The 17,345-nt window shown below is 50.0% G+C and carries 16 protein-coding genes and 1 tRNA gene; 5 read left to right on the forward strand and 12 right to left on the reverse strand.

Features of this window, described 5'->3' with window-relative positions:
- Positions 1-17: 17 nt before the first annotated feature.
- On the reverse strand, positions 18-173 hold the full coding sequence (locus HMPREF9469_RS31970; RefSeq protein WP_157140262.1) for a hypothetical protein: 156 nt from the start codon (positions 171-173) through the stop codon (positions 18-20).
- A gap of 751 nt (positions 174-924) precedes the next feature.
- On the opposite strand from HMPREF9469_RS31970, the gene HMPREF9469_RS06820 reads away from it, so the two are divergent.
- Entirely contained in the window at positions 925-2,244 is a 1,320-nt protein-coding gene (locus tag HMPREF9469_RS06820) for an O-acetylhomoserine aminocarboxypropyltransferase/cysteine synthase family protein (protein ID WP_007860383.1), read from the forward strand.
- Between the two features lie 246 nt (positions 2,245-2,490).
- On the opposite strand, the gene HMPREF9469_RS06825 is transcribed toward HMPREF9469_RS06820, so the two are convergent.
- The 4 genes from HMPREF9469_RS06825 to HMPREF9469_RS30580 all read right to left on the reverse strand — a co-directional run bounded on the left by HMPREF9469_RS06825 (position 2,491) and on the right by HMPREF9469_RS30580 (position 5,029).
- Entirely contained in the window at positions 2,491-2,850 is a 360-nt protein-coding gene (locus HMPREF9469_RS06825) for a hypothetical protein (protein WP_007860384.1), read from the reverse strand.
- A gap of 97 nt (positions 2,851-2,947) precedes the next feature.
- Positions 2,948-3,874, reverse strand: a complete 927-nt coding sequence (locus tag HMPREF9469_RS06830; RefSeq protein WP_007860385.1) for an N-acetylmuramoyl-L-alanine amidase family protein — start codon at positions 3,872-3,874, stop codon at positions 2,948-2,950.
- Positions 3,875-4,051: 177 nt separating this feature from the next.
- On the reverse strand, positions 4,052-4,420 hold the full coding sequence (locus tag HMPREF9469_RS06835) for a desulfoferrodoxin family protein (RefSeq protein ID WP_007860386.1): 369 nt from the start codon (positions 4,418-4,420) through the stop codon (positions 4,052-4,054).
- Between the two features lie 84 nt (positions 4,421-4,504).
- Positions 4,505-5,029 carry a DUF6933 domain-containing protein gene (locus HMPREF9469_RS30580; protein ID WP_007860388.1) on the reverse strand — a complete coding sequence of 175 codons (525 nt, stop codon included), beginning with the start codon at positions 5,027-5,029 and terminating at the stop codon, positions 4,505-4,507.
- Positions 5,030-5,466: 437 nt separating this feature from the next.
- On the opposite strand from HMPREF9469_RS30580, the gene HMPREF9469_RS06850 reads away from it, so the two are divergent.
- On the forward strand, positions 5,467-5,958 hold the full coding sequence (locus tag HMPREF9469_RS06850; protein ID WP_007860389.1) for a hypothetical protein: 492 nt from the start codon (positions 5,467-5,469) through the stop codon (positions 5,956-5,958).
- A 425-nt stretch (positions 5,959-6,383) separates the two neighbouring features.
- Positions 6,384-6,455, forward strand: a tRNA-Glu gene (locus HMPREF9469_RS06855).
- Between the two features lie 172 nt (positions 6,456-6,627).
- Here HMPREF9469_RS06855 and HMPREF9469_RS06860 read toward each other — a convergent pair.
- The 7 genes from HMPREF9469_RS06860 to HMPREF9469_RS06890 form a co-directional block, all read right to left on the reverse strand.
- A complete protein-coding gene (locus HMPREF9469_RS06860; RefSeq protein WP_007860390.1) occupies positions 6,628-7,194 on the reverse strand; it encodes an HD domain-containing protein in 567 nt (188 codons plus the stop codon).
- A 30-nt stretch (positions 7,195-7,224) separates the two neighbouring features.
- On the reverse strand, positions 7,225-7,692 hold the full coding sequence (smpB, locus tag HMPREF9469_RS06865) for an SsrA-binding protein SmpB (RefSeq protein WP_007860391.1): 468 nt from the start codon (positions 7,690-7,692) through the stop codon (positions 7,225-7,227).
- Between the two features lie 5 nt (positions 7,693-7,697).
- Entirely contained in the window at positions 7,698-9,932 is a 2,235-nt protein-coding gene (gene rnr, locus HMPREF9469_RS06870; protein WP_040415680.1) for a ribonuclease R, read from the reverse strand.
- Positions 9,933-10,125: 193 nt separating this feature from the next.
- On the reverse strand, positions 10,126-10,380 hold the full coding sequence (gene secG / locus HMPREF9469_RS06875; protein WP_007860395.1) for a preprotein translocase subunit SecG: 255 nt from the start codon (positions 10,378-10,380) through the stop codon (positions 10,126-10,128).
- Positions 10,381-10,477: 97 nt separating this feature from the next.
- The gene (locus HMPREF9469_RS06880; RefSeq protein WP_007860397.1) at positions 10,478-11,425 is read right to left on the reverse strand and encodes a type I phosphomannose isomerase catalytic subunit; all 948 of its coding nucleotides are present in this window, start codon (positions 11,423-11,425) and stop codon (positions 10,478-10,480) included.
- A gap of 248 nt (positions 11,426-11,673) precedes the next feature.
- The gene (gene eno / locus HMPREF9469_RS06885; RefSeq protein WP_007860399.1) at positions 11,674-12,951 is read right to left on the reverse strand and encodes a phosphopyruvate hydratase; all 1,278 of its coding nucleotides are present in this window, start codon (positions 12,949-12,951) and stop codon (positions 11,674-11,676) included.
- Between the two features lie 148 nt (positions 12,952-13,099).
- Positions 13,100-14,059 (reverse strand): hypothetical protein, encoded by a 960-nt coding sequence (locus HMPREF9469_RS06890; RefSeq protein WP_007860400.1) that lies wholly within the window; start codon positions 14,057-14,059, stop codon positions 13,100-13,102.
- 388 nt (positions 14,060-14,447) lie between these two features.
- Here HMPREF9469_RS06890 and HMPREF9469_RS06895 point away from each other — a divergent pair, with 388 nt between their 5' ends.
- Positions 14,448-15,524: a tetratricopeptide repeat-containing glycosyltransferase family 2 protein gene (locus HMPREF9469_RS06895; RefSeq protein WP_007860401.1), complete on the forward strand. Its 1,077-nt coding sequence runs from the start codon at positions 14,448-14,450 to the stop codon at positions 15,522-15,524.
- A 44-nt stretch (positions 15,525-15,568) separates the two neighbouring features.
- Positions 15,569-17,158, forward strand: coding sequence for a collagen-like domain-containing protein (locus tag HMPREF9469_RS33335; RefSeq protein WP_007860402.1), 1,590 nt, complete (start codon positions 15,569-15,571; stop codon positions 17,156-17,158).
- Positions 17,159-17,345: the final 187 nt, after the last annotated feature.

Genomic DNA, 17,345 nt, shown 5'->3' on the forward strand with positions numbered 1-17,345 from the left:
GCACTATGACATCAATTTCATTTGTACTGCCCGATCCTCCGCTGCGGGTGACCAGGCTGTAAGCTGACTGTATTAACAGAAGGGCCATAAAAACGAATCAGGCAGCGGTCCACCAGATGAATCCTGTGAAAATCCCTGCACACACATTTCCACCCTGTTTTTAAACATTTCATCTTTCCCTCCGATCAAGCCTCCCGCCTCTTTGAGGTTGGAAGCCATTGCTCATTCATATGGCGGGAGTCTCAATCTCCCTCCAAGATGAAGCCTCCGGCGGATTGCAGAGGCGCATCAATGTAGTATGTCATGCATAGCATGACCTGCGCCTCGCACAAGGACGCTTAGGCGTCCTTGAATCTTTCCCTCCGATCAAGCCTCCCGCCTCTTTGAGGTTGGAAGCCATTGCTCATTCACTAAGATTACTAAGACATGCTCTAAGCTATCATATGCCGGTCAGAACATTCCTGTGACAACCTGCAACAATCTGTATAATATGCAAATATCCTCTGTTTCCCCTGTTCATAGTATGAAACTTCCATACTATTTCCATGTTCATCCAGATCACGCGTGTAAAATAGACAAAAAGGCCTCTTGTCTTTCCTTATGTTTGTGCAGACTTTTATTACATCCTGTGCTATTATAATTAATGTAAACCCCCCCAATACATTATATAGTTTTGCTACACCCCATAAGAAACGAAATACCTTCTCCTAAAATGACCAGTTCCCCGACTGGTCATTTTATTTTGTCCAAAAACAGGATCACTGCCTTCCCCGCGTTTTCCCTGCTTCCGCCGTCAGCCGGGCTGTGATGGGAACAATATAAAAATTTACCAAAGCAGTGAAACAAAGTCTTGACAGGAAAAAAAGACCGTGCTATTATCAACTAAACCTACAGAAATAGTAGGAATGGAATGGAGGACATCAAATGGGAGAGAAACGCAAGAGAGAAAACAGACAGTTCAGATTTGAGACAACACAGCTTCATGCAGGACAGGAAACGCCGGATCCCGCCACAGGAGCAAGGGCCGTACCGATTTACCAGACATCATCCTATGTGTTTGACAACTGTGATCATGGGGCAGCCCGTTTTAACCTCAGCGATGCAGGCAATATCTACAGCAGGCTGACCAATCCCACCCTGGATGTGTTCGAGGCAAGAATGGCAGCCCTGGAAGGCGGCGTGGCGGCTCTGGCAACCGCCTCAGGCGCGGCAGCCCTGGCTTACACCTTCCAGAACCTGACAAGGGCCGGGGACCATCTTGTGGCATCCAGCCATATCTATGGGGGTACATATAATTACCTGGCCCACACCTTTCCTGAATACGGGGTCGGCACCACCTTTGTGGACCCGGCTGACTTAAAAGGGCTGGAACTTGCCATAAGGGATAACACTAAGGCCGTGTTTATAGAGACCTTGGGCAATCCCAACTCGGATATTGCAGATATAGAGGCAATCGCAGACATTGCCCACCGCCATCAGATCCCCCTTGTTATTGATAATACCTTTGCCACTCCTTACCTTGTGCGTCCCATTGAATACGGCGCGGATATCGTTGTCCACTCCGCTACCAAATTCATCGGCGGCCACGGGACCACTGTGGGCGGAGTGATCGTGGACGGAGGGAAATTTGACTGGGTCGGCTCCGGCAAATTTCCGGGACTTACGGATGCCAATGCAAGCTACCACGGAATCCGCTTTGCCCAGGACGTGGGAGCTGCTGCATTTGTAACCAGGATCAGAGCCATCCTTTTAAGGGATACGGGCGCCACCCTGTCCCCCTTCCACGGGTTCCTGTTCCTGCAGGGGCTGGAATCTCTGTCCCTGCGCGTGGAGCGCCATGTGGTAAATGCGCTGAAAGTCGTGGACTACCTGAATTCCCATCCTCAGGTGGAGGCCGTCCACCATCCTGCAGTCAGCAATGACCCGGTCCAGCAGGCGCTGTATAAAAAATATTTCCCCAATGGCGGCGGCTCTATTTTCACATTTGAAATCAGAGGCGGCGCCCAAAAAGCCAGAGAGTTTATTGATAACCTGGAGCTTTTCTCCCTTCTGGCCAATGTCGCGGATGTGAAATCCCTTGTCATCCATCCTGCATCCACCACCCACTCCCAGTTAAACGAGGAGGAACTGCTGGAACAGGGTATCCGCCCGGGAACCATTCGCCTCTCCATTGGTACGGAACACATTGATGATATTCTGGAAGACCTGGAGGAAGCCTTTCAGGCAGTGGAGCAGCATCCATAACAAATAAAAAACCGCCCCATACCAACAGATATGTGTATGGGGCGGTTTTTATCATCTCATCTTAGGCATAGCATGTGTATGGCACCATTCGGCCAGGACATACTTGAAACTTCTAAGTTATCCACAATCGAGCCACCACCAGATATAGATAAACACATAATATATGGTGAAACATCTTGTATTCCCGGTGGATAATGTGGATAACTCTGTGTATATCTTGGGGAAACCATGTGGACAGGTCTATTCTCACAAATTCCCCTCCACCGCAATGCCCTCCGCCAGTTCCAAAGCCGCGGTGATCCAGCCTGCAAATCTGGTATAGAAGTCAAAGACCGTATCATCAAACTGTATCTTCCCCATATCCTGCTCCATGGCCTGGATCACATGATTCCACTGCTCTCTGCCAAGCCTGTTATCCCAGCACACATCAAACTCCGGCAGGACCGACTTCAGATACGGAAGAAGCAATTGGGTATAATCTGTCTTAAATACGGTCAGCGTATCCATACAGGTATCACAATGATCTCCCGGTCCCATGTCAGAACTGCATGGATAAAATGTCAGCTTAATCTTTTCGTCCGGCTGTGAGAAACATCTTAGATCCATGCTGCACCCCCTCTTATAGGGCATCCCGCTTGCACATTCTATAAATGCCCCCCTGTGTCTTTTATTATACTCCTTCTCCCACCGCCGGACAATACTTCTAGTCTATTTTCTCAGGATCCGATCTTCTGCCCATCAAAGGAAACCTCATAGCTCCCTTCTCATCTGTCTCAAGGCATACGCAGCCCTCAAACATGCTGCCGTCATCCTTCAGGCGGTAAAGTTCATTCTTCCAGATCACCCACTGGTCCCTGGCCATGGCCCCTGTTTCCTGGAGATAGTACCATTTCCCGTCAGAGCCGGTTTTCCAGTCATTGTGTATCATCATTCCTGCACCGTCAAACCAGTACCAGTTGTCGCCGTCCTTATACCAGTCATTTGCCACATACCTGCCTGTATCGCCCAGGTAGAATCTCCATCCTCCGTTCTCCTCCACCCATCCGGACTTCTTAAGGGGATCCGTGATGCCGTAATACAGGGCAATGGTATCTGCCTGTGCACTGGCAAGTCGTTCCAGATTGGCATCATTCAGCAGCCATCTGACGATCTCCTCATTTGTATGAAAGGAATTCTCCAGGATCAGGCCCGGGGTCCCCACCGCAGTGGCTCCCCTGAGCACGCCGTAATAATCCCCGTTCTGCCCTCTGCGGTGTTCGATACGGGCCGGCTGGTCCGTGTTCAGAACGGTTTCCACACACTGGGCCAGGGCCATGCCGATCCCATCTGCACTTCCGTTGATCGCGCAGTAGGCAGCAGGATAGTCCACTGAATTGTTCACCTTGTCCCCCACTGCATTAGAGTGGTCTGACAAGAACAGGTCACATCCCCCGGAGGCAGCCCCCCTCTCATAGAGCCCTCTGTCCGTATCCCTTTCCTCCCTGGTTGTGATCACCTCTATGCCATAGGCTTCCAGATACTTCTTTTGAAGGAGATGAAGCTTCCATACCATTTCCGACTCATAATAACGCTTGTCTGCCGGGCTCTGATTGTATTTGCCATAGTGGCCTGCATCTAAGCATATCTTCATATTATAATCACCTCGTCTTTCTATGGTACTATAATATGCGGGACAGAACAGGTTTGTCCCGGACTGAGAACACCGCAAAAGGCGGCCATGCCCCGGACTGGTATCAATCCGGAATATGCCGCCTTTTCTCAATTCATCTCAATCCAGATGTTTTCCCGTATCACCGGGAAGGAAATCCTACGCCTTCCACAGTCCGTGGAGATTACAGTAGGCATACACAGCCTCCACCTCATCATCCGGACAGACCATAAACTCTGCCTGAGGCTTCTGGCCTGGCTTCAGTTCCTTTCTCTGATTGCCCTGCTTGGTCGCAAGAGCAATCCACTCTATGTAATGCTCGGGAAGCATGGGGTGCTCCGTGGAACCAACGGTGACCGTTACCTTCTGACCATCCACCTGGACAACCGGGACATGCTTTTCAACCGCTGCATCCGTGGTATTGGGCTCCAGTTCCTGCATCTTTTCACCGCAGCAAACAACCGGGACCCCGCTGCTCTTTACAAATGCGATTATATTGCCGCAATGGCTGCAAACATAAAATTTCATAGTGTTACCCCTTTCTCTGTTGTATTTAACTTATATTTCAAGTCTACCACAAACATTACTATTTACAAGGTAGAATTGGTATAATTAACAAATATGTAACAATTGGCGGGCATCCATATCTATTTCCCAGCAATAGGAAGGCTCCTGATATCCCTCATGCCCTGCCATCCTGCATCTCTGCCTGTTTGCTTCCATACAGTGCACCTGCTGAAAAAGCCGGGTTTCATCCACCAGCACCGGAACACTCCAAAGGCAGTCATCCATCCTGTTCAGCCCAGCCACGGAACGGCGTCCATGGGTCCTGGTAAGTTTTAACGGGCCTGCCTGCGAAAGGTATGCTTCTATCTGACAGGATCTGTATCCCTCCGCTCCCAGGACCTGCCGCAGCCCCTGGGTAAATATTAAGGGAAAATCCCTCCAGGCCGCCCCGTCCATGCCGCTCATCACCACGGCCAGGCGGTTGCTGGAATTTACTGCTACAAGGGTATCCCTGCTTTGAAGCTGGATACGGTGCAGTTCCCAGCAGAAAAACAAGTCCTTCTGTGTCCTGTCCTCCAGCTGTTTTATCTTAAGGTATGTTTGCAGTGGTATTGTAAGGCCAAGCTCCATGGCTCCTTTTCCTCCTAATGCTATTCCGAGGCTTAGAGACTTATGTTCCTGCGGATTCTTTTATTGCATTATTATTGCATTATATTTATTACATTATATACATTATAATATCATGGATCAAAGGTTCCTGCCACCCTCTCATGCGCTCCCCCACGCTCACCCTCACGCTCTTAACGTCCATTCGCAACTCACCCTTCGCGTTCATTCACAAACTTCTCACATTCTGTTCATAAATTTGTTACAGAATGATAAAACTTTACTCATATTTTTCCAATATACTAAATATTGTAAAGAGTTAATGCTAATAAAACTTTTTTTCATAATACTCGGCCGGTGAAGATAACTTCACCGGCCTCCTCCTTTTATCCCATCTTTTCCTTTTTCAGGATAACTTTTATCCCTTTCCGGCATATGATAAATAAAAAAGGATATTTTCCATGAATTACGAAAATCTCATTTCTGTTACAGGCGTCATAACCGATATCACAAATTACAACAATGACTGCTGCAGCCAGTTCATCACCATTACCGTGGACGGCCAGCAGATCAACATCATCATGACCCAGGATACGTTTGTGGTAGACACCATGCGTATCATGCCCGGAATGCGCATCGCGGCTTTCTATGACTCCACCCGCCCCGTTCCCCTGATCTATCCGCCCCAGTATCGGGCAGACATGATCGCCGTACTGAGACCTGAGGAGGATATCACCCTGGCTTACTTTGACAGCAGCCTTACGGCAATTGACAATTCCCTTCAGCTGAATCTGTACCAGTCCACCATCATCTCCACCCTGAACGGCCAGGCTTACCTTTGCCCTCCCGGAGACCATTACCTGATGGTCTATTATGCGGCAACCACTAAAAGCATTCCGCCGCAGACAGCTCCCAACCGGATCATTGTGCTGTGCCAGACCACAACCCCCTGATACTCAAAGGAGCACAATAAAATGTCGAAAACCGCGGTCACGGTTCGTCAGTTTTTCCTTCCCATGTGAAAATGCATAGATTAATTTTTCATACAGGGAAAACTTTGTGCACACTTTTTATGCGTCATATGCTATTATAATTAGCGTAAACCCCCCCAATACATTATATAGTTTTTGCTACACCCCATAAGAAACGAAATACCTTCTCCTGAAAAGACCAGTTCCCCGACTGGTCTTTTCGCTGTCCAAAAACAGGTGCACAAAGCAGGTATCCCTCCCCTGTTGCCGGTCCAAATACACTTCCCAGAAAATTCCAGAAAGAAATAAAATTTTTTCAAAAAGTACTGGACAAACTAAAAACAATATGGTATTATAAACAAGCTGTCGGTGATGAGTACAGCAAACATGCAAAACAAATATCATAAGGCCTGATGGTCAAGCGGCTAAGACGACGCCCTCTCACGGCGTAAACCCGGGTTCGATTCCCGGTCAGGTCATACGAAAACAAGCAGATAACTGCTTGTTTTTTTGTTTTATTCCCTTCATTGTTTAGCAGGCCGCTGCTGCTCTGTTGAGCATGCACACCGGACAAGTGTCTCCCCGCAAAAAGGAATGATGCCCACGGAAGCCTCCGCCCCCAAATACCCAAATGCCTGGTCCAATGCAGCCTCAACCGTATTGCAGGCTCCTGTGCTGTGCTTCGCCGGTCTCTTCATCCATCAGCGTTCTCAGTTCCTTTAGTTTTTCATTTTCCTGAAAATATTCCATTCCATAGGAAAGATTAAACTCATAGTCAAAATCAGGCGGATTCGCGCCCTGGCTGTGTTGTATAATCGTCTCAGCCTTATCCATGGCTTTAACAAATCTGGCTTCCGGTGTCTGACCCTGGTTATATTCCTCACACAATGCCATGATCTCTTTTGCACATGGACCGGAAATGGCCTTGGTCGCCCTGGACACATCCAGCTGCTCCTGCCTGTGCTTTTCCCCTTCATCCGGCCTCAGGGCCGCTGATACATCGCCTGTGTACAGTTCTCCCAGATCATGGACAAGGCACATAAGCATCACCTTTTCCCGGTCCAGCTCAGGAAACTCACAGCAGAGGACAGCTGCCCCAAGGGCAAGACGCCAGGAGTGCTCTGCCGTACTCTCCTGGCGTCCTGTGGCTGTCCATGCGGTCCGCAAAGTGGATTTAAGCCCTTCCACTTCCTTTATAAATTCCAGATATCTTCTCATATCAACCTCACATGGAACCTTCCGTTTTCCCTAATACAGGTTCTTGACCTTAAAGTCTTTTTCCAGTTCCCTTCTCTGATCCTTCTTGGCAATATCCGCCCGCTTGTCATAGTTCTTCTTACCACGCGCCAGCCCGATCTCTACCTTCACCAGGCTTCCCTTAAAGTACACCCGCAGCGGAACCAAAGTATAGCCCTTTTCCTTGATCTTGCCGCCTATTTTTAATATCTCATACTTGTGAAGCAGAAGCTTGCGCACGCGAAGCGGATCTTTATTGAAAATGTTGCCTTTTTCATAAGGGCTGACATGCATGCCGCAGATGTACATCTCACCCCGGTCCACCTTGACAAATGATTCCTTAACGCTGCATTTGCCCATACGGATCGACTTTACCTCGGTGCCAAACAGTTCAATCCCGGCTTCATATTTTTCATCTATAAAATAATCAAAATACGCCTTCTTATTGTTGGCAACCAGCTTAATACTTTCCTTCCCCATTAGTTCTATTCCCCTTTCTCGTCCATTTGATTCCCGTCCCAGTTCCTGGCCAGGACAAAATCAACGGTCCTGAGAAGCCGGTCCGTGCCGGATACCGTTACCCGCACAGGCTGTCCCAGTTTATATGTTTTCTTAGTCATCTCTCCCGTAAGTTCATAGTGCTGTTCGTCAAATATATAATAATCATCGCTCAGGTCACTCATGCGCACCAGGCCCTCCACGGTGTTTGGAAGCTCCACATAAAGCCCCCAGCTGGTAACGCCTGATATGACGCCGTCAAATTCCTGGCCGATGAACTGTGACATATATTCACATTTCTTCAGTTTATCAGTCTCCCGCTCCGCTTCGTCCGCCCTGCGCTCCAGCGCGGATGTCTGCACAGCCACCTCTGGCAGGATACGCTCATAATGGCCGGTCCGCTTATCCCCAAGCCCCCCTTTCAGGTTCTCCTTGATGATCCTGTGGATCTGCAGGTCCGGGTATCTTCTGATGGGGGAGGTAAAATGAGTGTAATACCTGGTAGCCAGTCCAAAATGGCCGGAACACAGAGTAGTGTACTTGGCCTGCTTCATGGAGCGCAGGGTCAGCCTTGAAAGCAGGGCCTCCTCCGGCGTCCCTTCTATCTTATCCAGCAACTTCTGAAGTTCCTTAGGATGGATCTCCCCGTGCTGCATTTTTATAAAGTAACCAAAGTTATTGATAAATGTGCCCAGCTGCTTCATCTTTTCAGGATCCGGATTGTCATGGCTTCTGTAAAGGAAGGGGATGGATTGCCAGTAATGGTCCTCCGCCACTGTCTCGTTGGCCAGCAGCATAAAATCCTCGATTATCTTGGTGGCCGCGTTTCGCACATAGGGCTTAATCTCCAATGGCTTTCCCTTGGGATCCAGCAGGATCTTGCTTTCCGGGAAATCAAAGTCAATAGCCCCCCGTTTGCGCCTTTCCTCCCTGAGGATAAGGGACAATTCCTTCATACAGTCAAACATAGGGACAAACCCCTCATACTCTGCCATCACCGCCTCGTCCCGGTCAGTGACAATGGCATTGACCGCAGTATAGGTCATGCGCCGGTCCACATGGATCACGGTTTCCGCAACCTTATGGTCCGTCACAGTGCCCTGTGCATCCACCTCCATGATACAACTCAATGCCAGGCGGTCCGTACCTGCATTCAGGGAACAGATGCCGTTGGACAGCTTGTGGGGCAGCATGGGAATCACCCGGTCCACCAGATAAACACTGGTGCTTCTTTTAAGGGCCTCCTTGTCAAGAGGGCTTCCTTCCTTCACATAATGGCTTACATCCGCAATGTGGACACCCAGGATATACGTTCCCTTTCCAGTCTTACAAATGGTCACCGCATCATCCAGGTCCTTGGCATCCTCACCGTCTATGGTTACGGTCTGAAGCCCTCTCAGATCCAGACGGCCGGCCAGCTCCCCGGTCCAGTCCTCATGTGTCTTCAGATCATTGATCCCGTACTCTCCTAATACTTGCTCCTGATTTCCCGGAACCTCCAACGAATCCTCAATGTCCTGGATCTCATCCATGACCGCCTGAGGAAACTCCTCCGGCAGCCCGTATGCTCTGACAATGGACAGGATATCTGTCCCGGGATCATTGACATGGCCCAGGATCTCCGTGATACATCCCTCGGGTTTATGCTTTTCATCCCCATAGTCCTTGATCTTTGCCACTACCTTGTGCCCGGTGACAGCCCCCATATCACAGCCCTGGGGTATAAAAACATCCTTTGCCAGCTTCTGGTTATCCGGTATCACAAAACCAAAACTCTTATTCTTTTGGTAATAGCCCACCACTTCCTTGTTGGCATGCTCCAGCACCTTGATCACAGTACCCTCTGCCCTGCGCCCCGAAGCCCCCATGCCGGATTTTGAATGACCGGATCTGACTGCCTCTGATTCCACCACGATCTGCACCCTGTCACCATGCATGGCTGCACCGGTGCGGTCCTCGGGTATGAATATATCCTGTTCCATGCCGTCCACTGTCACAAAGCCAAAGCCCTTGGGATGCCCGAAAAAAATGCCGTTAATGGAAAATGTCTCAGGCTTTCCGTATTTTCCCTTTTTCGACACACCGATCTTTCCTTCGGCCACCAGGGCGTCCAGCACCTCTGTCAGCTCATCCCGCTGTGATTTTGGGATATTCAGGAGAATGGCCAGTTCCTTTGCCTTCATAGGCACATAGGCCTTATCATCCATAAGTTCCGTAAGTATCTGTTTGCGCTGTTCCAATATTTCCTTTTCCATATAACCTCTCTTACCTGCCGCTTATGGCATGCCAGCCATCAAGCGCATAAAATGCTGTCAGCAATCCCAGCCTGTCCACATGTTCGATACAGCATAAAGCAATAAAACACCCTTATATGAATACAAGGGTGTTTTGGTCACGTTCGCTTCTGTTCTCTTATTATCCCTGAATCTTTAACAGGATATTCAGGATAATGGTAATTACCATAAATACAATGGCTCCGTACCTGGTAAAATGCTCCAGGGCACCTTCCATAGAACGGCCTCTGTTCTTGCTCCAGTAACTGTCAGTAGAGATACCGCCGATCGCACTTCCAAGACCATTGGACTTGCCCTCCTGCATCAGGATAACCACTGATATCGCAACACCAAGAATTACATATATGATTGATAAAATAATCTGAATAACTGACATTCGTGTGCACCTCTCCATTTTCTTATAGTCAAACAAAGATATCTTATCATACTTTGTCCAAAAACACAACCTGTTTTCCCATTTTTGTGACCATTTCCTATACGGCCTGGGATGAGATGAATGTTATCCTGCCCTTAAATTCCACGGTCCCATATCCTGCAGGTACAATAAAATGGCTTCCCTTTGCAACCGCGATGCCGTCCACCGTGCCCTCTCCCTCCAGGATGCTCACATTGGCGAAGCTGCTGCCAAAATCCTCCTCCCAGTGTCCTGTCACCTCCACCTTGTCCACTGTATAATAAGCGCAGGTGACCAGGTGATATTTCTTACCGTTGTCTGTGTCAGCCGTAAGCACAGGCTGCTGGTCCCTGTTCTCCACAAACGGGGCCCGGATCACATCAATGCTCTGCTTTACATGGAGCTGTCTGGGCTTTCCATTGGAAAGTCTGTCATAATCATAGACACGGTATGTAATATCACTGCTCTGCTGGGTCTCCAGTATCAGCGTTCCGCCCTTGATGGCATGGACGCATCCCGGATCGATCTGGAAGAAATCCCCCTTCTTAACAGGGACCTGGCGGATGAACTCATTCCATCTCCCTTCCCCGATCATCTGTGCCAGTTCCTCCCTGTCCTTTGCGTGGTGGCCTATGACAATGGTTCCATCCTCATCACAGTCCAGGATATACCAGCATTCCATCTTGCCAAGGGAGCCGTTCTCATGCTCTGCCGCATATGTATTATCCGGATGGACCTGGATGCTTAGGTCCTCCCTGGCATCTATGATTTTTACAAGAAGAGGAAATTCCTCACAGGAATCAGCTGCTTTACCAAACAGTTCCCTTTGTCCCTTCCAAAGTGAGCTCAATGTACGTCCTGCATAGGTACCGGATGCCACTTTACAGTCACCGCTTCTGTGGGCACTGATCGCCCAGCACTCTCCCGTATGGTCGCTGGGGATATCATAGTTATACACTTCCTTAAGACGGCTTCCGCCCCAGATGGCTTCCTTAAATACCGGTTCGATGAATAACAGTTCTCTCATGCTTTATCTCCTTAACCCATGCTGTATTTTTTCTTATTTCATCATACCCCAGATTTCTCCTTTGTCAAGATTTACATGGGTAAAACAACCGGTTTTACATTATCGTGTACTCCCGGAGTCTTCTGGCACTTAAATCTGCGAGATGATCTCTTGTCAGCTGTGCACAAATTTGTGAGGCACACAGGTTGTGTACATTGATCCAATCAGTGTAGGGCCGGCAAAAGATCATCTGCAAAAACATGCGCTGGTCAGACTTCGAGGGTAAGGTTTTCCTCAATGCGCAGCAGCTGGTTGTACTTGGCCACACGGTCGGAGCGGCATGGCGCTCCTGTCTTGATCTGTCCCGCATTTACTGCCACCGCGATATCTGCAATAATAGAATCCTCCGTCTCACCGGAGCGGTGGGAAATAATGGTGCCAAATCCGGCCCGTTTTGCCATCTCAATAGCCTCAAAACTCTCCGTCAGGGTACCAATCTGATTCACTTTCACCAGAATGGCATTTCCGGCTTCCATCTCTATCCCTTTAGCCAGTCGTTTTGTGTTGGTAACAAACAGATCGTCACCCACCAGCTGGATACGGTTTCCAAGCTCCCTGGTCAGCATTTTCCAGCCCTCCCAGTCCTCTTCCTCCAAGCCGTCCTCAATGGAGCAGATAGGGAAACGTTCCACAAGGCCTCTGTAGTACTCCACCATCTCACTTGCACTGCGGCGTATCTGCCTGCCTGCCATCCGGCTCTCTCCCGGGAACAGATACATTCCCGATGCCTCATCATAGAGTTCACTGGAGGCTGCGTCAATGGCGATCTTCATGTCCGTGCCCGGCTTTAACCCGTTCTTTTCCATGGCCTTGACCAGGTATTCCAGCACTTCCTCAGAGTTCTTAAGATCGGGTGCAAATCCGCCCTCATCGCCCACGCCGGTACTGTAGCCATCTTCCTTTAAGAGTTTTTTCAGGGTATGATAGACCTCTGCACACATCCTCAGTCTCTCTGAAAAGCAGCAGGCTCCATATGGCATGATCATAAATTCCTGAAGATCCACTGTATTATCGGCATGTTTTCCTCCATTCAGGATATTCATCATGGGAATAGGAAGCTGGGATGCATGTATTCCTCCCAGATAGCGGTAGAGAGGCATATGAAGGCCATTGGCAGCCGCTCTGGCCACTGCCATGGATACGCCCAGTATGGCGTTCGCCCCTAATTTTCCTTTATTCTCCGTACCGTCTGCATCTAAAAGCATTTGGTCCAGCCTTCTCTGGTCCAGTGCACTCTCAAAAAGCACTACCTCGCTCAGCACTGAATTCACATGCTCCACTGCCGTTTTTACACCCTGGCCGTTATACCGTTCCCCGCCATCACGCAGTTCCACTGCCTCAAATTTTCCTGTAGATGCGCCGGAGGGAACTGCAGCCCGTCCTGTGGCTCCGCCCGCCAGGCATACCTCCACCTCTACTGTAGGATTCCCCCTGGAATCCAGTATCTCGCGGCCTGTAACCGCCTCTATCTCCAGCTCGTTCAACATAAAAAATGACCTCCTCATATCAATCTTATCATTGATATAAGGATAGCCATTTTTTAGCATTTTATGTATGGTTTATGGGCTTTATGGCGGAGTTTTACCTGACTGCCCTGTCAGTTGGCCCCGGCTCCGTTAGTTGGTCCCGGTTCCATCAGTTGGCCCTGGCTCCGTCTGCACCAACCGTAAATCCGTCCGGTGTGACCGTGCTGGAGAGCATGGCTCCGTTTTCATCACAGTAATACTGCTTATCTCCCCAGGAGATCCATCCGGTCCTCATATAACCTTCCTCGTCAAAAAAGTACCATTTGGAATGGATATACTGCCAGTTGTTCTTTGTATAACTTCCGTCCGTATTTACATACCACCAGCCTCTGTCATCCCTCATCCACTGTCCATTCAGCCTTACCAGGTCCTGGTCGGTTATCTCAATATAAGATGACTCCTCCCAGTCCCCTGCATGATTCCTTGCGTCAATGGCTCTTACCTTAAAGTAATAGGTGCCTGTTCTGGGAAACTTACCCGAGAAATCAAAGCTGTTCTCCTTCACTGTGTAGACTGTTCCGATCCCATCATCAGAGCTGCTGTTCCCTCTGCGGCACAGACGTACCTTATATGTCTTTGCCAGATCCAGGTGATCCCAGTGGGCGATTCCGTTGTCCTCATCCCAGATCAGTCCGTCCACATCCAGATCCTCATCATCCTCATCCAGCTTTTCCAGGGTAACGGTGAGCACCATCTCGGATTTGTCGCTCTTAACAGAACTGGACACATACTTTACCTTATCCCCGTCAAATTTAAATGCATTCTTGCCTGATTTGGAAAAGTAGTAATCAGAATCCGCCGACAGCCATATCTCCACCTTTGGCTTGTCACCGCCGATCCAGTAATCTCCTTCATTTACAATATCCACGCTTTCAATGGAGCATTCCCCACTGTCCAGCGTAACATCCACCGTTCCGCCTGATTCCCCTGCCTGTATGTCGGAAGCGAACGTAAGCCCAATGGTCCCCACTTTTGTCCGTTCTTCTTTCGCGAAACTGACCAGGGACATGGACATTGCAACCACCAGAGCCAGACCGGCGACAGCGGCCCCTTCCCATCTCCTTCTCATAAGAAATTCCTCCTTTGTCCTTGTTCTCACTCTATCATACCACAAAACACCGATGATTGAAATCTCCTTTCCGATCCTCAGTTCAGGGAATTTACTGTCCATTTTCCCATACACCAAACTTGTTCCATTTTCATATAGTATTACTAGTACTGAGTTGCGTAAATAACCGTAAATAAAGCGCCTGAACCGCCCAAGGCATATCCGAATCCAATCCCATGTCCGTCTCACGGACCGGGCCAAAAGCCAGGGAATATCCCATCAGGGGCAATAGACGCCGCACTTCGGTTATTGATGCAGATCAGTATCGGGCCGGAAGACCATCAATCCAAGATCCACCCATATTCCAAAGCCCGGTCAGATAAACAGTTTAGTACAGGGGGATTATTTCTTGATTACCTTAAGTCTTTGTATGATTGTTAAAAATGAAGAGGCAGTGCTGGAGCGAATTCTAAAGCCCATGTCCCTGGCAGCAGACCAGATCATCATTATGGATACCGGATCCACTGACAGGACAAAAGAGATTGCACGCCGTTATACCCAGGAAGTCTATGATTTTCCCTGGAAAGATGATTTTGCCGCAGCCAGAAATGCGGCCTGCGAAAAGGCATCCATGGATTACTGGATGTGGCTGGATGCCGATGATACGGTAAGTCCGGAGACTGTAAAACAACTTATTAAGTTAAAAGAAAGTCTGGATCCGTCCACTGATGTGGTGATGATGAGATACGCCACAGGTTTTGACTCCAAAGGCAGGACTACATTTTCCTACTATAGAGAGCGGATCCTTAAGAACCACCGGGGATTTCTGTGGCAGGGAAGGGTCCATGAGGCCGTGACTCCGGGAGGTAATATCCTGTATTCCGATATAGAAATACAGCATAAAAAGGAGGGCACCGGCGACAGGGACCGCAATCTGAGGATTTACGAGACCATGCTAAAGGAAGGAGAAAAACTGGAACCCAGACACCAGTTTTATTACGCCCGGGAGCTGTATTACCATGAACGTTTTTCCGATGCCATCCAAGTACTTGAGAACTTTCTCAGGGAACCGGACGGATGGATTGAAAATAAGATCGATGCATGCCTTCACCTGTCCTATTGTTATGACAGGACGGGGCAGCGGGAACATGCCATGATGGCTCTTACTAAAAGCTTCGTCTATGACATTCCCCGGGCGGAAGCGTGCTGCGAAATGGGACGTCTTAAACTGGAAAACGGAACCTTACGGGAAGCCGTCTACTGGTACAGCCAAGCCCTGGCATGCAGTCCGGATGAACGCTCAGGAGCTTTTGTCCAAAAAGATTGTTATGGCTTTCTTCCTGCCATTCAGCTATGTGTCTGCTATGACAAGCTGGGTGATCCCAAACGGGCCTACTACTATCACAAAAAAGCCCGGAATCTAAAACCGGATCATGAGGCCGTAAAGCAGAATCAGGCATATTTTGAACGCATCTTAAAACATTGAACGGAAGCAGATGCTTCCAGATAATAAAGCAAGGAGAGGTTGTTATGTATTATGATTTTCCACAAGGAATGAACCCATATCCAGACTATCATATGGACAGCCGCAGCGATTCCATGAACATGGAACAGCGCCGTCCAGGCTGCAGCACCACTGAGGGCAGCCGTTTGGCAGGCTCAGGCTGTGGATGCGGCTGTGATTGTGACTGTTGCGACTGCTGCTGTAATGGCAGGGGTCCTACCGGACCAACCGGGCCTCAAGGCCCCAGAGGCTGCCCCGGAATCCAGGGACCCACAGGCGCTACCGGTGCCATAGGACCACAGGGTTATGTAGGGCCCACCGGACCAACCGGGCCTATGGGGCCGCGAGGATTTAACGGCGCCACTGGCCCCGCAGGACCACAGGGGCCACAGGGAATACAGGGACCGGCCGGTCTTACAGGCGCTACCGGACCAACCGGGCTTCAGGGGCCGCAGGGCATCCAGGGGCCCACAGGTGTAACAGGCATTCAGGGGATTCAGGGACCGCAGGGCATCCAGGGACCAGCCGGCGCTACGGGTGCTGCCGGTGCCACAGGTGCTACCGGAGCCACAGGTGCCACGGGAGTTCAGGGACCGCAGGGCATACAGGGACCGGCCGGGGCTGCGGGTGCTACCGGCGCTACCGGAGCCACAGGAGCTCAGGGAATTCAGGGCATCCAGGGACCGGCCGGCGCTACGGGCGCTACCGGCGCTCAGGGAGTTCAGGGCATACAGGGGCCTGTCGGACCCACCGGTGCAACAGGGGCTCAGGGAGTTCAGGGCATACAGGGGCCTGCTGGGGCTACCGGACCTGCTGGGGCCACAGGCGCCACTGGGGCTACCGGGGCTCAAGGGATTCAAGGACCGGCTGGGACTACCGGGGCCACAGGTTCTCAAGGTAACCAGGGTCCGATTGGTCCTACCGGACCTACAGGGGCCACTGGGGCTACCGGCGCTACTGGGGCCACGGGGACTGCTGGAGCTACGGGGGCCACGGGCGCTACGGGAGCCACGGGGGCTACGGGGGCTACTGGGGCCACGGGGGCCACGGGGGCTGCTGGAGCTACGGGAGCCACAGGCGCTACGGGAGCCACGGGGGCTACGGGGGCTGCCGGCAATGCTGTAGAATGCTTCTGCGTTGAACAGATGAGAAATCTGATCCGGCAGATCATCAGCCTTTACCCCAATGATACGATTATTGTTGCCATGGAAAGCGGCAACAATGTCAGCGGACGTCCGGGTTCACTTTTACCCGCCCCCAATACCAATCCCAACGCCGGTCTGTTCCAATTGGTGAATAGCCAGGGGGTTCCCCAGGAAGCGGTGTCAATCTGCCGGATTACGGCTATACGAATCACCAGTTCAACTTACAACAACAGCATCACTTATCTTCCTGCTCCAGAACCTCTACCAATTGGATGTGGTGCAGATTGTCAAAATGCAATACGGGCATATCTGCCAGTCGGAACCAGCGGTGTAGATATCAAAGCCGGCGGTCAGACCGTTGCACAGGGGACTGTTTTAATAAATGAATTCGGTATGTTAGTTCTCGTTGGTCCCAATAACAATGATCCAACCTTTGTTTCTGCCTGCAAAGCCGAAATCATATCAAAATAAACCAAAACCATCCGAAATCGGATGAAAACAATATTATACACAGATGAAATACGGCTCTTTCTGGTTCCATTGGATCAGTTCACCAACAGAGCCGGAGGTATTCCATTTATGGATATGAAATTTAAGTGTTTAAAATACAAAAGATACATTACAATCCAGACTTTATCATGGCCCTTTTTCACACATG

The organism is [Clostridium] citroniae WAL-17108 (assembly GCF_000233455.1).
In the GTDB taxonomy this organism is placed as follows: domain Bacteria; phylum Bacillota; class Clostridia; order Lachnospirales; family Lachnospiraceae; genus Enterocloster; species Enterocloster citroniae.

Excerpts from the sequence above, each read along its gene's own strand:
- HMPREF9469_RS06825 (WP_007860384.1), bottom strand. The coding sequence starts at position 2,850 with ATGGATCTAAGATGTTTCTCACAGCCGGACGAAAAGATTAAGCTGACA.
- HMPREF9469_RS06830 (WP_007860385.1), bottom strand. The coding sequence starts at position 3,874 with ATGAAGATATGCTTAGATGCAGGCCACTATGGCAAATACAATCAGAGC.
- HMPREF9469_RS06860 (WP_007860390.1), bottom strand. The coding sequence starts at position 7,194 with ATGAGAAGATATCTGGAATTTATAAAGGAAGTGGAAGGGCTTAAATCC.
- smpB (WP_007860391.1), bottom strand. The coding sequence starts at position 7,692 with ATGGGGAAGGAAAGTATTAAGCTGGTTGCCAACAATAAGAAGGCGTAT.
- HMPREF9469_RS06880 (WP_007860397.1), bottom strand. The coding sequence starts at position 11,425 with ATGAGAGAACTGTTATTCATCGAACCGGTATTTAAGGAAGCCATCTGG.
- HMPREF9469_RS06835 (WP_007860386.1), bottom strand. The coding sequence starts at position 4,420 with ATGAAATTTTATGTTTGCAGCCATTGCGGCAATATAATCGCATTTGTA.
- HMPREF9469_RS31970 (WP_157140262.1), bottom strand. The coding sequence starts at position 173 with ATGAAATGTTTAAAAACAGGGTGGAAATGTGTGTGCAGGGATTTTCAC.
- eno (WP_007860399.1), bottom strand. The coding sequence starts at position 12,951 with ATGTTGAACGAGCTGGAGATAGAGGCGGTTACAGGCCGCGAGATACTG.
- HMPREF9469_RS30580 (WP_007860388.1), bottom strand. The coding sequence starts at position 5,029 with ATGGAGCTTGGCCTTACAATACCACTGCAAACATACCTTAAGATAAAA.
- HMPREF9469_RS06890 (WP_007860400.1), bottom strand. The coding sequence starts at position 14,059 with ATGAGAAGGAGATGGGAAGGGGCCGCTGTCGCCGGTCTGGCTCTGGTG.
- secG (WP_007860395.1), bottom strand. The coding sequence starts at position 10,380 with ATGTCAGTTATTCAGATTATTTTATCAATCATATATGTAATTCTTGGT.
- HMPREF9469_RS33335 (WP_007860402.1), top strand. The coding sequence starts at position 15,569 with ATGTATTATGATTTTCCACAAGGAATGAACCCATATCCAGACTATCAT.
- HMPREF9469_RS06850 (WP_007860389.1), top strand. The coding sequence starts at position 5,467 with ATGAATTACGAAAATCTCATTTCTGTTACAGGCGTCATAACCGATATC.
- HMPREF9469_RS06820 (WP_007860383.1), top strand. The coding sequence starts at position 925 with ATGGGAGAGAAACGCAAGAGAGAAAACAGACAGTTCAGATTTGAGACA.